Origin of the sequence: Selenomonas sp. AE3005 (assembly GCF_000686945.1) — a bacterium.
In the GTDB taxonomy this organism is placed as follows: domain Bacteria; phylum Bacillota; class Negativicutes; order Selenomonadales; family Selenomonadaceae; genus Selenomonas_A.
Genome location: NZ_JMME01000002.1, coordinates 24,543 through 38,346, shown reverse-complemented (window position 1 = coordinate 38,346; position 13,804 = coordinate 24,543). Strand labels below are relative to the sequence as shown.

At 50.9% G+C, this 13,804-nt stretch carries 11 protein-coding genes; all 11 read right to left on the bottom strand.

Going from position 1 to position 13,804, the window contains the following annotated elements:
- Positions 1-11 precede the first annotated feature (11 nt).
- On the bottom strand, positions 12-287 hold the full coding sequence (locus DL94_RS0102505; RefSeq protein WP_028128795.1) for an HU family DNA-binding protein: 276 nt from the start codon (positions 285-287) through the stop codon (positions 12-14).
- A gap of 174 nt (positions 288-461) precedes the next feature.
- Complete coding sequence (locus DL94_RS0102500; protein WP_028128794.1) at positions 462-1,139, bottom strand: SAM-dependent methyltransferase; 678 nt, start codon at positions 1,137-1,139, stop codon at positions 462-464.
- A gap of 7 nt (positions 1,140-1,146) precedes the next feature.
- On the bottom strand, positions 1,147-4,494 hold the full coding sequence (gene mfd, locus DL94_RS0102495) for a transcription-repair coupling factor (RefSeq protein WP_028128793.1): 3,348 nt from the start codon (positions 4,492-4,494) through the stop codon (positions 1,147-1,149).
- Positions 4,495-4,613: 119 nt separating this feature from the next.
- Entirely contained in the window at positions 4,614-5,249 is a 636-nt protein-coding gene (locus tag DL94_RS0102490) for a hypothetical protein (RefSeq protein WP_028128792.1), read from the bottom strand.
- Positions 5,250-5,946: 697 nt separating this feature from the next.
- Positions 5,947-7,551, bottom strand: coding sequence for a CTP synthase (locus DL94_RS0102485; RefSeq protein ID WP_028128791.1), 1,605 nt, complete (start codon positions 7,549-7,551; stop codon positions 5,947-5,949).
- A gap of 15 nt (positions 7,552-7,566) precedes the next feature.
- Positions 7,567-7,896, bottom strand: coding sequence for a DNA-directed RNA polymerase subunit delta (rpoE, locus tag DL94_RS0102480; protein ID WP_028128790.1), 330 nt, complete (start codon positions 7,894-7,896; stop codon positions 7,567-7,569).
- A 30-nt stretch (positions 7,897-7,926) separates the two neighbouring features.
- Positions 7,927-9,582 carry an arginine--tRNA ligase gene (gene argS, locus DL94_RS0102475; RefSeq protein ID WP_028128789.1) on the bottom strand — a complete coding sequence of 552 codons (1,656 nt, stop codon included), beginning with the start codon at positions 9,580-9,582 and terminating at the stop codon, positions 7,927-7,929.
- 51 nt (positions 9,583-9,633) lie between these two features.
- Positions 9,634-10,065 carry a YwiB family protein gene (locus tag DL94_RS0102470; RefSeq protein ID WP_028128788.1) on the bottom strand — a complete coding sequence of 144 codons (432 nt, stop codon included), beginning with the start codon at positions 10,063-10,065 and terminating at the stop codon, positions 9,634-9,636.
- A 293-nt stretch (positions 10,066-10,358) separates the two neighbouring features.
- Positions 10,359-12,365: a methyl-accepting chemotaxis protein gene (locus DL94_RS0102465; RefSeq protein ID WP_028128787.1), complete on the bottom strand. Its 2,007-nt coding sequence runs from the start codon at positions 12,363-12,365 to the stop codon at positions 10,359-10,361.
- Between the two features lie 102 nt (positions 12,366-12,467).
- On the bottom strand, positions 12,468-12,932 hold the full coding sequence (locus tag DL94_RS0102460) for a chemotaxis protein CheX (RefSeq protein WP_028128786.1): 465 nt from the start codon (positions 12,930-12,932) through the stop codon (positions 12,468-12,470).
- A 4-nt stretch (positions 12,933-12,936) separates the two neighbouring features.
- Entirely contained in the window at positions 12,937-13,800 is an 864-nt protein-coding gene (locus tag DL94_RS0102455) for a response regulator (protein WP_028128785.1), read from the bottom strand.
- Positions 13,801-13,804 lie beyond the last annotated feature (4 nt).

The following is a 13,804-nucleotide window of genomic DNA, read 5'->3' as shown; positions in this document are numbered from 1 at the left end:
TATTGCTTATATCAGCCGTTGACAGCGTCTTTCAAAGCCTTGCCAGCCTTGAATACCGGTGCCTTGGAGGCAGGAATTTCCATATCCTTGCCCGTCTGGGGATTACGGCCCATGCGTGCTGCCCGTGCTTTAACCTCGAAAGTGCCAAAGCCGATAAGCTGTACACGGTCGCCCTCGATAAGTGCCTGCTGTACGCTTTCCAGTACAGCGGTCAGAGCTTTTTCAGCGTCTTTTTTCGTCAGACCTGCTTTTTCTGCAACATTAGCTACCAATTCAGTTTTATTCATGTATCGTAGCCTCCTTAAAGAAGATTAAACTGGCTGCCGGCCATGGTCGGCAGCCCACGGAATAATCCGCTATAAGAGAATTTAACAGAAACATCCCGAAAAATCAAGGGTTTTCCGGGAAAAACACCGCCTGCCCCCTTAAAACAACGCATTTTTCCTGTTTTTGGGGAGGATTCAGCCCTTAAGTGGGCGGATGTATAAGCTGGTCAGATGGTCTAAATCCGGCTGTCTGTCCAACTCATACAGCGGAATCTGCCTAATGCTTTCATCTGTCATTGCCAGGTTGTGAATATAGGTTATCTCATATTCATCGGGATAAAGTTCCATAAGCATGAGCTTAGCGTCCGAGGCAATAGGCTGACTGTACACCTGCGTGATAATCAGGGACTGGGCCGGGGCCTCCTTGAGCGTTTCAATATCCAAGGCGTCAAGAATGGTCAGTCCTTCCACCGGGTCAATGCCCAGCCGCGTATACATGACTTCCACAAAGCTCATGCCGGGACGGATATCTACTTCCACCGCCGTTGCTTTTGACAAGTCACGCAGCAGTACCACTGTGCGCTCTGCCACCAACGGACTGCCCGGTACTACATAGACCAGCTCACCCAAGTCCGCAGCTTTTTGCAGCAGATCCTCGGCAATGCTGCGATAGAGGGTTTCAAAATCCGTGGCCTCTTCATAATAGCCGTCATAAGTCGTATATTTTATGCCGGCCTCATCCAAAGCCGCCACCGTCGGATGGATTTTCGTGCGCAGGATAAGATGTTCTGCCGCCTCCATAAGCCGCCAGCTCTCCCGGGTGATAAGCCCCTCATGGCCGGGTCCCAAACCTAATACCGTTATCTTTGCCATATCTTCCTCAGTTCCTCGTTGTTATCTTTGCTTTAGCCTTTTGTCCTGCTGTCTGCAGCGCCGCGTCTTCCTCACCGGCAGCCAGGAGCAGCAGCCGCAGGACAAAATTCGTTATGTTCTTCTTTTGACTGTCATGCAGGGTGAAACGATAACCGTTTTTCCCTGGCAGGGAGCGCATACTGCGCCCCAAAACCTTGCTGATGGCCAGCATACCCTTGGCCGGCAGGCGGTGCCCCGGCAGCAGGTAAATATCCAAAGCCTTGGGCAGTTCGCTGATGGTGCGCAGTTTCAAGCTGCGGGCGTAATTTTTTATCCGCGCCACTTCCAGCAATTTCATTACCGCCGGTGTCGGTTCACCGAAACGGTCAATGAGTTCATCGAGCAGGCTGCGGATTTCCTCGTTATTACGAATCCCGGCAATGCGCTGGTAAATCTCGATTTTATGCATGGCGTCGCTGACATAGCCGCCATCGATATAGGCCTCCACCTGCAAATCGATAATGGGGTCCGGCTGTACTTCAGCCACTTCCTTTTCCCCATGCTGCAGTTTATCCACAGCCTCTTCGAGCAGTTTGCAGTACATTTCAAAACCGACGCTGGCAATGTGCCCATGCTGCTGCGAGCCCAGCAGATTGCCGGCACCGCGGATTTCCAGGTCGCGCATGGCGATTTTAAAGCCGGCTCCCAGCTCGGCAAATTCCTTCATCGCCTGCAGGCGTTTTTCCGCTGTTTCCGTGAGAATCTTGTCGGCCTGATAGACGAAATAAGCAAAGGCCATGTGATGAGAGCGTCCGACACGGCCACGCATCTGATAAAGCTGTGACAGGCCAAAATGGTCGGCATTGTAGACGATAATCGTGTTGGCATTAGCAACATCAAGGCCGTTTTCCACGATACTGGTCGCCAGCAGAATATCGTACTCGCCTTCGTAGAAGTCCATCATCACCCGTTCGAGCATTTCCTCGGGCATTTGCCCGTGGGCTGTCTGAATCCGCGCGTCCGGCACCATAGCCTCGAGTTTTTCGCGCATGCGGTCAATGGTATCCACACGGTTGTAGACAAAGTAGACCTGGCCGCCGCGTTTGAGCTCACGCTTAATGGCCCCGGCAATGACCGCATCGTTGTTTTCCACCACATAAGTCTGTACGGGAAAACGGTCTGCCGGAGGTGTTTCAATAATACTCATGTCCCGGGCACCCACCAGTGACATATGCAGGGTACGGGGTATCGGCGTAGCCGATAGTGTCAGCACGTCAATCCCGGCGGCCAGCTTGCGGATTTTGTCCTTTTGCTTGACGCCGAACCGCTGCTCCTCATCGACGATAAGCAGGCCTAAGTTTTTAAACTGCACCTTGTTTTGATTGAGGATAGCATGTGTGCCGATAAGGATATCAACCTTGCCTTCCCTGACTCGTTCAATGGTGTGTTTTTGTTCCTTGGCCGTACGGAACCGGCAGATAACGTCCACTTCCGGACCAAAATCCATAAACCGGGCATTAAAGGTCTGGAAATGCTGCTGAGCCAGTACCGTCGTCGGCACCAGCACCGCGACCTGCTTGCCGTCCATAGCTGCCTTATAAGCCGCCCGAATGGCCACCTCTGTCTTGCCAAAGCCCACGTCGCCGCACAAAAGTCTGTCCATGGGCTTGGCGCGTTCCATATCCGTCTTGATTTCTTCGATGGCCTTTAACTGGTCGTCCGTTTCCTGATAGGGGAAAGCGTCCTCAAAGTCATGCTGGCTGCTGTCGTCAGGCGAAAAAGCAAAGCCCTTGGCCTGCCGTCTTTTGGCGTAAATTTCAATCAGCTGCTTGGCAATATCCTCAACGGATTTTTTCGCTCGCGCCTTGGCCTTGGCCCATTCCGTACCGCCCATGCGGTGCAGGCGCGGCACTTCGCCTTCGGCGCCAATGTATTTCTGCAGCAGGTTAACCTGTTCCGTAGGCACATAGAGCTTGTCATCACCGCCGTATTTGATATGAAGATAGTCCTTATGTATCCCGGCCACTTCCAAAGTGACTACACCAACATATTTACCGATACCATGTGCGGCATGCACGACATAATCACCGGGCTTGATATCCCGGAAATGCGCGAGTTTTTCACCATTGCTCTGACGGCGGACTGCCCGGCGCTTGGCATGGCCAAAAATATCCTTCTCCGTCACCACCACAAGGCTGGCACTGGCCATTTCAAAGCCGTTTATCAGCATGCCCACCTGAATGTTGACGCAATCAGACCTAAGCTCTGCGCCATCCTCCATCACGAGCGCGGGATAACGGTTACGGGCCAGCATTTCGCGCAGGGAATCTGCCTTGCTTTTATCCCCGAGCAGAATCAGTATTTTTTGTTTCTGTCCGAGCCAGCGGCCGATTTCATTTTGCAGCAAATCCATCTGCCGATGGAAGGTCGCCACGTTGGGAGCCGTAAAGCTGATGGTCTTAGCAGCCTCAGCCCCATGAACCTGCTGCAGGAGCATAGCGGAATACAGCACACGGTTCTCCCGGGCCGCCTCCTGCAGATTTTCCCAGGAAAATACCTTGCCCTTGATATCGGGGTTCTCCCTGACCATCGTGCGAATCTGCTCACGCAGGCGCATAGGCTCGTCAAAGAGAACCGTCCCCTGTCCTTCCAAAAATGACAGGAATACTTCCGCCTGTCCGGCGCTATCCGTCTGCGCCAGCGGCATAATGGAGGCACTGTTGATATTTCTGATGGAGCGTTTGGTATCAAGCGCATATTCACGCAAAGAATCTATTTCATCGCCAAAAAATTCCACGCGCAGGGGATTTTCGCCATTGATGGGATAAACGTCCACAATACCGCCCCGGGAGCTGAACTGACCAATACGCTCCACCTCGTCGGCGTGTTCATAACCCAGCTGTACGAGGCGCTGCAGGAATTTTTCCAGACTCATTTCTTCGCCCAGACTAACGCTGACACTGAGCCGGGCAAAGTCCTGCCGGCTCATGCCCTTCTGCACGGCCGCCGTGGTTTTGGCCAGCACGATTACCTGGTCCTTGCGCATCAGGCGTACCAATACATCCATGCGCCTGGCCGCCCGTTCCATACTGCGGGCCTCGGCCTGCACTGTCATTATATCCAGTTCCGGCAGTTCCAAAACTTCCGTGTCCGGCAGCAGGGAAAGGAGATTTTCACGCCAGTCCTGCAGGGCCTCACTGCTATGTACAAGAATGACCAGCGGCTGTGGTGCGGCTTTGTAAGCTGCGGCAAAGGCCACATGCTTTTGCGAGTTGGAAAGACCGTAGACCAATGTTTCCTGGGGCTTTCCTGCCAAACTGTCCTGTAGTTTTTTTATGCCGGAATTGCTGTTCAAGACAGCAAACAAAGAATTCATCATCACACCTCAATAACCCGTACCGTTTCCTTACATCCCGGATATATTACGCGAAAATGGGACTGTCGGTTCACGCCGATAGTCCCTCGTAAATATATCGATATTTATTTATAATAATCCTATTTCTCCCTTACGTCAAGCCACGGGCGCATGCGCCAGGTAAATTTTGTCCCCTGGCCAGGCTTAAGTGCCTGTAAATCTGCCGCTGTTTTCGCCGGGAGTTCGCAGTAATTGCCACAAAAGCGGCAATCAAGGCGAACCGAATCACGCTGCAGTGCTGCCTTTATGTCGGCACTGCCACAGGTACATTCCAGCTCACCACTGGCGGCTAAATCGTGAATGCGATTGAGTGCCTCCAGCAGCGTCTGCTGATGTTCGATGAACCCATCGCCATCAGACGGATGCAGGGCATCGTATTCTGCTGTATTAAAATCCAGAAATTCGGCAATATCCTGCCATCTGCCAATGTAGCCTAGTTCAAAATTATCGTGCTGACAGTAAAGTCTGGCAAACCTGAGTCTTTTTAGCTGTCGCCAGGAAATAGTCTGGCGGTTTTTGCCGTTGCACACACCGCATTCCGTTTTCAGTTCCAGTCCTTTGCGCGGCCGCAAGGTAATTTTGCCCATCTCGTGTCCACAGTTCCCACACTCCATAACGAAATGCATCTGCCCGCTAAAGAGTGGTACATCCTGCAGTTGGATTCGGCCGCAGCGCTGGCAGTAGAACGCCAAAGAACAGGCCGTATCGATAAGCATTGAAAATCCTCCTTTCCTTAACAAAATCCCAGTTTGCAGTCATTTCCTTACAACTGACTGTATCACCTTTGATAATACAGTATTTCTACGAGTGCAGTGGCTTATCCTGCCTGTTGCAAAGATTTTTCATTAAAAAAAGACCGTTTAACAGTTGATTATACACATTCCTACAGAACGGCCGTGACTGGGGGAGTATTCACGCTCTGCTACGGTTATGGGCTAAACTTATTTTTTTCTCTTAATCAAGGAAGTGGACAAAGGTTAAACTCGCTGCGCTCAAACAAAACCTTTGTCCACTTCCTTTTGAGAAAAAAATAAGTTCTTTACGCCCATCACCTAACGCGTCGCTTAGAATACTCCCCCATTCCCGGCCTCACTACGTAATATTTGTTAATGTATAATTCTTGCCAATTGCACAGTCCTAATGGTTAAGGCGATTTTTATCGTAGCAATTGCCAGAATAGTAACTTCTGGCGGCTTAGGGAGGTTTGGCAAAGCGCAGCGTTTGCCGGCAGGCGTTAAGAAACTATTTTTTGCCCACTATAAAAAATCCGCGGGAAAAGTCTACTGTCTGAGCGCAGCGAGTTTTGACTTTTCACGCGGATATAAAAGGCAAAAATAGTTTTAGCCTGACGGCTAAGCGGAGCGTGTCAAACCTCCCTAAGCCGCCAGGCTATCTCTATATCAAGTATAAAAATTACTTAACCTGCAAAGCTGCCTTGACGAAATCTCTGAACAGCGGATGCGGATTGTTCGGGCGGGATTTGAGCTCGGGGTGAGCCTGCGTAGCCACGAACCAGGGATGGTCTTTTACCTCCACCATCTCTACGAGGCTGTCATCGGGGAGCGTGCCGGCAATAACCAGACCTTTGTCCGTGAGTTCCTGACGATACTTGTTATTGAACTCATAACGATGACGATGACGTTCAGCAATATTGGCCGTACCATAAGCGGCGAGGGAATGCGTACCCTCACGCAGCGTGCAGGGATAAGAACCAAGACGCATCGTGCCGCCCTTGTCCTCAATCCCCTGCTGGGATTCCATCAGGTCGATAACCGGGTGCTTAGTCTCAGCATCAAATTCGGAGCTGTGTGCGTCCGTCATGCCGCAGACGTGACGGGCAAATTCGATAACGGCGCACTGCATGCCTAAGCACAGGCCGAGGAACGGAATATTGTTCTCACGTGCATACTGGATAGCCTTAATCTTGCCTTCCACACCGCGGTCACCAAAGCCGCCCGGTACCAGAATACCCTTGCAGCCCACAAACACTTCCGACAGGTCCGTTTCCGGATCCTCAATTTTTTCCGCGTTAACCCACTGGATTTTCACAGACGCATCATTATCGATACCACCATGATGGAGCGCCTCCGTCACGGAAATATAAGCGTCCGGCAGTTCTACATACTTACCGACCACGGCCACCTTGACCTTCTTGGACGGATTGTTAATCTTGTAGACCATCTTATCCCAGTCAGACATATCAGCCGGACCGTAGTCCATGTTGAGTTTCTGCAGGGCAATCTTGTCAAGACCTTCACGCTGCATCATCAGCGGCACTTCGTAAATCGTGGACGCCGTGCGGTTCTCGATAACAGCCTCCGGCTGCACGTCGCAGAACATGGCAATCTTTTCCTTCATGTCCTTGGAAATAGTCTTTTCCGTGCGGCATACGAGAATATCCGGCTGAATACCGATAGCACGCAGTTCCTTAACACTGTGCTGCGTCGGCTTGGTTTTGAGCTCACCGGCTGCAGAAATATACGGAAGCAGCGTTACATGAATGTAGAGCGTATCCTTCGGGCCGACTTCCTTCTTGACCTGACGGATAGCCTCGAGGAACGGCTGGCTTTCGATATCACCTACCGTACCGCCGATTTCCGTGATAACCACATCAGCACCATCAGCCTTGGCTACATCGTAAACACGCTGCTTGATTTCATTAGTGATATGGGGAATAACCTGCACCGTGGAGCCTAAGTATTCGCCCCGGCGTTCCTTGTGGAGGACCGACCAGTATACTTTACCAGTGGTGATATTGCTGTTCTTCGACAGGTTAATGTCGATAAAACGCTCATAATGCCCCAAATCGAGGTCAGTTTCCGCACCATCGTCAGTTACGAAAACTTCGCCGTGCTGATAAGGGCTCATCGTTCCCGGGTCAATGTTGATATACGGGTCAAACTTCTGAATCGTAACCTTCAGACCGCGGCTTTTCAGCAGTCTGCCCAAAGACGCTGCCGTGATACCTTTGCCCAGGGACGATACCACACCACCAGTAACGAAAATATACTTTGCCATGGTTTTGCCTCCTTATTATTCCTGAATGCTTTCCAGCTTTTTCTGGCGATTATTGCTCTCTTTGTTAGCTGCCTTGGAACGGGTGGCGCTGGAACGGCTGGAATGACGCTTAACTTCAGGCGGATTCCATTCCGTCAGGCCCCACTGGCCGTCCCCCTCATACTGGAAACGGCTGTCCATGTTGATGAGAGTGTACACTTCTGAAATGGCCGCAGACAGCGACTGCACCGGTTTATGCTTTTTCTCGATAACATCGAGAACCAAATCCTTATAATACATCGTCTGTGCTTTTTCCGTCAGCACATGATAAGCAATATCCACTTCCGAGCTATTGATAAAATCCATAATCTAAGGGTCTCCTTCCAAATCCAAAAATTACATCTGTTCCGGTGCCGATACACCGAGGATACCAAGGGAATGACGAATAACATGCGCCGTCACCTGCACCAGAGCCAAACGGGCCTCAGCCAGCTTGGGCTCTACCCCTACGATGCGGCAGCGGTTATAAAAGCTATGGAAGGCACTGGCCAGGTCATAGCTGTAACGGGCAATACGCTGGGGGGCGTAATCACGGGCCGCCCGTTCGATTTCCTCCGGATACTCCTCAATCTTCTTGATGAGGTCCAGCTCCGATTCATCAGTGAGCAGGGACAGTTCCGGCTGTGCGCCGACTGCCAACTTATTTTCCTCAGCCTGACGGAAAATGCTGCAGATACGCGCATGCGCATACTGAATGTAATATACCGGGTTATCATTGGATTTTTTCTTGGCCAAATCCAAATCAAAATCCAGCTGGCTGTCCAGCGAACGCATCAGGAAGAAATAACGGGCAGCGTCGGTGCCAACTTCTTCCATCAGTTCATTCAGCGTAACACTCTGGCCGGTACGCTTGCTCATCTTCACGAGCTCGCCGCCACGATAAAGGGCTACCATCTGCAGGAGCAGTACCGTGAGTTTTTCGGAATCATGGCCGAGAGCGTCCATAGCAGCCTTTACACGGCACACATAACCATGATGGTCAGCGCCCCAGATATTGATAAGCCGGTCAAAACCGCGTTCGTACTTGTTGTGATGGTACGCAATATCGGCTGCCAGATAGGTAGGCACACCATTGTCGCGAATAACCACACGGTCCTTATCATCGCCATAAGCCGTGGATTTCAGCCACAGGGCGCCGTCCTGCTCATAAATATTGCCATTGTCCTGCAGGATTTTTACTGCCGCTTTAACAGCCTCCGGGTGGAGCGTGCGTTCACTGAACCAGTTGTCAAACGTTACATTAAAGGATTCCAGGTCCTCTTTGAGGGTAGCCAGCTTTTCCACATAGGCCAGGTCCTTAAAGATTTCCAGACGCTCCTCATCGCTCATGGACAGGTATTTGTCCCCTTCCTTGTCGATGATACGCTGCGCGGTGTCAATGATATCCTGACCATGATAGCCATCTTCGGGGAACTCTACGTCCTGGCCCAGGAGTTCCAGATAACGGGCATTAACGGAACGGGCCAGATTGTTCATCTGATTGCCGGCATCATTGATGTAATACTCGCTTTCCACGGGGTAACCAGCCGCCCGCAGCAGATTCACAAGCGCAGAACCGGCAGCAGCACCACGGCCATGACCTACATGCAGCAGGCCTGTGGGATTAGCGCTGACGTATTCCACCTGAATTTTCGGCGCGTCCTTTTTCGGCAGCTGACCATAGCTTTCCCCGGCGGCCAGGATTTTCTGGAAGGAATCATAGAGCACATTGCCCTTTAAATAGAAGTTCAGGAAACCGGGGCCGGCAATCTGCGCATGGTCCAGCCAATCGCCCTCTATGCGTTTTACCAGTTCCTCCGCAATCTGCCGGGGAGCCTTGTGGAACACGCGTGCCGACTGCATGGCAAAGTTAGTGGCAAAATCACCGAATTCCTTCTGGGGCGGTACTTCGAGCACTACCTTAGGCAGTTCGCCTTCCGGAAACACGCCATCAGCAATGGCACTTTTCGCAGCCGCAACAATGGCTTCTGTCAGTGTGTCTTTAATATCCAATCCAAAATCCTCCTAATTTATTTATCCTCTGCCGGCTTTCCCCCAAGGGTATCAGTCCGGCAAAGCATTTACAACTACATTCAGGGTGTTATGTCCCTGCAGGGCATCGTTGAGAAATAAATCATATTCCGCCACGATTCTGCCCTGTCCGCCGTCAAATATAATATCCAGCTTTTTCGTATCAACCAGTAAATCAAAATTACCGTAGGGCGTTCTATACACACTACGGGTTCTGTTGCCCAGCCGAAACTCCAGCTGCATATCCACTGCTCCACGACGGATAAGCGTCACACCCTCAGCGGAAAATTTCAGCACCGTGGGCACCACCGTATCGTGAAGAGAGGCGTCCTCATAACGCACATAATGTTTGCCTGCGCGGGCTGTATACTTACCTTGTGCAGCGGTTTTCAACACGGTCTTTTCCCCCGTTGTATCTACCTGCACACCTTCCACAGTCACCTCGACTGCCAGCGTGTCCGTCATATAGCCACCTCTTTAAAACATACTGTACACCATTATAAACCAAACTCCAAACCTTGCCAACAGTTTTTTTCTTTTTTTACACTCCCCGTAAAGCAAGCCACTGCCCTCTCCGAAAAAGCTGCCTCCTGCGCCCTGACCTCACAGCGTTTTTCCCCACCAGCGTACAGTAATAAATTTTCCCAACATAAAAAATTAGCGTGAAAAGCCTTTTGCCTGGGCAAAGCGATTCTATGGCTTTTCACGCTAAATAATATGTCAAATTTTTCCTGCGTCAGCACACACTGACTTATGAATCAAACTTTAAATCTTTCAATCTCATGTGCCAGTTCTTCAGCCTGCTCGGCCATACTGCGGGTGGCCGCTGCAATTTCCTCAGCCGAGGCTGACTGTTCCTCAGTAGCTGCCGATACGGACTCCGTATGAGCGGCGTTGACGTTGCTGACCTCGGCAATCTCCTTGACGGCCTCCTTCATGGACTTCGTGCCGCTGGCTACACTCTTGATATTGCCGGAAACTTCTCTGATGCCGCCAGCCAGTGCGTCAATAGCAATCTTAATTGACTCAAACACAGCATCGGCATCTCTAACAAAATCCATACTGTTGGCCACGCTGGCTGCGCTCTGTTCACTGGCAGCCACGGCTTTTTTCATATCCAGCTGAATCTGATTTACCAAATCGCCAATCTGCTTGGTGGAGCTGGCGGATTCTTCAGCCAGCTTACGCACTTCGTCAGCCACTACGGCAAATCCGCGCCCTGCCTCACCAGCCCGGGCAGCCTCAATTGCCGCATTCAGCGCCAGCAGATTGGTCTGCTCGGCAATCCCGGAAATCAGCTCGACAATCTTGCTGATTTCTTCCGAACGGGTGGCCAGCTCACTAATGGAGGCTTTAACCGTGGTAGCACTGGCATTGATACTATCCATAGCCTTCACTACGTTATTGATAGAATCGCGGCCGGAAGTTACGCTGTTTACAGTCAATTCCGTAACAGCCGTTATAGCGTCGGCATTTTGTGCCACAGATTCCGTACGCTCTGCAATATCCTCTGCCGTATTGTCTGCGCCAGCAGCCAGGTCAGACTGGTGGGCGATACCAGATGCAATATCAGCAATCTGCTGTGCGGCCTGCGTGGCTGACTCAGCCGACTGATGGGAGGCAGCCGTCAGTTCCTGCGCCGACGCCGACACCTTCTCTGCATTTCTCTGCAGGTGACCGATAAGTTCCCTGATGGTTTCGCGCATCTGCTTAAATCCCCGGGCCAAATCCCCCAGTTCATCATTCGTATCTACAGCCAGCGGACGGGAACGCAGGTCACCGTCATTGATGGCAATACATTCCCCGCGCAGGGCCACGATGGGTTCGCACATCTTTTTCGATGCCACCCAGATAACAGCGCTGATAGCCAGCACCATTAACACAGCCACCAGTCCCATAATCTTTATCAGATTATACGCATCGGCCCGTACTTCAGAAATGGGAGCTACCGATACGGCAATCCAGGTACGATACCCGAGGTGCACCGGCGTAAATACAGCCTGTGACGGCACGCCCTGGGACGTTGTATATTCTGTAGAAATCTGCTTATCCTGCTGCACAGCGCTGGTAAAGCCGTTCACAAGCGCGATATCGATTTTCTTGCTGGAGACTTCCTTGGACAAGTCCATCTTGCCCACTTCTTCCGGCAGCTGGGCATAGGCAATGCAAAGACCGTCCTGGTCCGCGATATAAACGCGGCCATGTTCCATGTACTTAATCTCACCGACAATCTTAGTGATATCATCGAGCTCAATAGTACCGTAAACAATACCAGTCAGCACGCCGTTATCAAGTACCGGATAGGCCATAATGGTAATGAGCTTGCCGCTGGTCCCCGACACGGACGGCCCCGTCATCACCGGTTTTTTCGTCTCACGCACCTGCTTGATATAAGCCCGTGTCGTGCGGTCCATATCCTTGTTCTTATCGCTTACAGCATGACCTTCAACATCAGAATACGCCAGCATGGTGAAATTTTTCCGCTTGGCCAACGTATCAGCCAGCACCTTGACACGTTCTTCCCGCGTGCCCCTCATTATGATGGGATTCGTGGTCAGTGACTCCACCGTGAGTTCCCGTTCCTGATAGATTTTTTCGAGCTGCTTGGCGGTCCCGCTGCCAATTTCCTGGGCAATTAAATCTGCATTACGCGTCAATGCCGAACTGGACATATAGTAACTTATAGCAAAGAACACCGCAAAACTGCCCACAAACAGGGGAATAAACCCAGCCAGAAATTTGAACCGCAAACTGTTAAATTTCATGTTGTCCTCCTTGTAAAAATATTCCCATAAATAAAGCACGTCTGAAAAAAGCATTGTACGCATAGGTCTTGCATACAATGCTTTTTTCAACTTAGTGTGTCTTTACTGCTGTTCAACTGCAATATCAAGTTCTACCATATGACCAGCCAAATCCATTTCCACCGTAAGATAGTTGTCATCGCTTATCTTCACCTGGAAATTTTCCCCAATCGACAGGGACGGCGTGGAAATATCAACTTCCAGCCCCATACCCGTGAGATTGGTTGCGGCATTGGCGGTGAGCATATTGCTCATTTCCGAAATAGCACTTTGCGCCATGGCATCAAATTCTGCCACAGGCATTCCCATCATCATAGTCGATGCGATAAATTTCGCCGTATCCTCAGACATATTATAAACAACATTACCACGAATCTGCTTGGTGAACCCTACAATAACGGATACGCCCAGGCTCACCGCATTCTTCGTTTTTACCCCCATCTTTGCCCGCTTAGGCTCAGCGAACCCCAGCTGCGGCATTACGGTTGTGAATGCATCGACGAACGGATTAACTAATTTTGCATCCATCTTATCATTCTCCTTCCGCAAATCCTACACTCATGTTAATCTCACCAACGCGTGTTTTGGCGCTTATACGGAAGGTTGTCAGTTTCGGACTGGCTATACGTATCTTGCTGCCCACAATAGTGCCCGGCGGCGTAATACGCATTTCCTTATCTTTGAACACATCATTGATATTGGACACCCCACGTCCCACGATGATATTCACAGCCTCTTCTACAGATTCGCTGGCCTCATCTTCCGTAATATCTTCTACACTTTCCTTGTCCAGCATAATCATCGAGAACTTATGCATGGTATCTGAATCCATATAAACGATTGCCCGTCCATTGGGCAAGCCTGTAAGACCGACAATAACGGCAATACCGCTTACCTCCAGGAATGCACGGCTGTCCTCCTCCAGCTCAACCTCACTGTGAATCCCGGTCATGCTGAAAATGCCCTGCTGCAAAGCACGGACAAACGGTTTGGCATAGGACTCACGCAGGACAGCTACCTTGCCAACCTTATTCTGGCAAAGAATCATCAGCGTATCGATAAGCTCATTTACACTGACAGGTTTCTGCAAAAAGGCACTGATTCCTACTTCACGCCCCTTGGCTACCAGGCTGGCGTCTTTCATGGCGCTGATCATAACGATCTTAGCGTCAGGATCAATAGCACGAATTCTCCGGCTACACTCTATGCCGTCGGCATCGGGAAGGTTCATGTCCATGGTTACCACAGCCGGCTTTGTCTGCTCGTAAAGCTCCACCGCCTCAGCAGCATTTTTGGCTTGCGCACATACCTCGAAGTTGGTTTTGGCCAAATTTCCTTCGAGCATTGCACGGCTGACCTTCGAATCATCGACGATCAATACTTTGACTTTCTCCACAAAT

What these genes read in the sequence shown, in the direction of transcription:
- DL94_RS0102505 (WP_028128795.1), bottom strand. Translation starts at nt 287, where the DNA reads ATGAATAAAACTGAATTGGTAGCTAATGTTGCAGAAAAAGCAGGTCTG.
- DL94_RS0102500 (WP_028128794.1), bottom strand. Translation starts at nt 1,139, where the DNA reads ATGGCAAAGATAACGGTATTAGGTTTGGGACCCGGCCATGAGGGGCTT.
- mfd (WP_028128793.1), bottom strand. Translation starts at nt 4,494, where the DNA reads ATGAATTCTTTGTTTGCTGTCTTGAACAGCAATTCCGGCATAAAAAAA.
- DL94_RS0102490 (WP_028128792.1), bottom strand. Translation starts at nt 5,249, where the DNA reads ATGCTTATCGATACGGCCTGTTCTTTGGCGTTCTACTGCCAGCGCTGC.
- DL94_RS0102485 (WP_028128791.1), bottom strand. Translation starts at nt 7,551, where the DNA reads ATGGCAAAGTATATTTTCGTTACTGGTGGTGTGGTATCGTCCCTGGGC.
- rpoE (WP_028128790.1), bottom strand. Translation starts at nt 7,896, where the DNA reads ATGGATTTTATCAATAGCTCGGAAGTGGATATTGCTTATCATGTGCTG.
- DL94_RS0102470 (WP_028128788.1), bottom strand. Translation starts at nt 10,065, where the DNA reads ATGACGGACACGCTGGCAGTCGAGGTGACTGTGGAAGGTGTGCAGGTA.
- DL94_RS0102465 (WP_028128787.1), bottom strand. Translation starts at nt 12,365, where the DNA reads ATGAAATTTAACAGTTTGCGGTTCAAATTTCTGGCTGGGTTTATTCCC.
- DL94_RS0102460 (WP_028128786.1), bottom strand. Translation starts at nt 12,932, where the DNA reads ATGGATGCAAAATTAGTTAATCCGTTCGTCGATGCATTCACAACCGTA.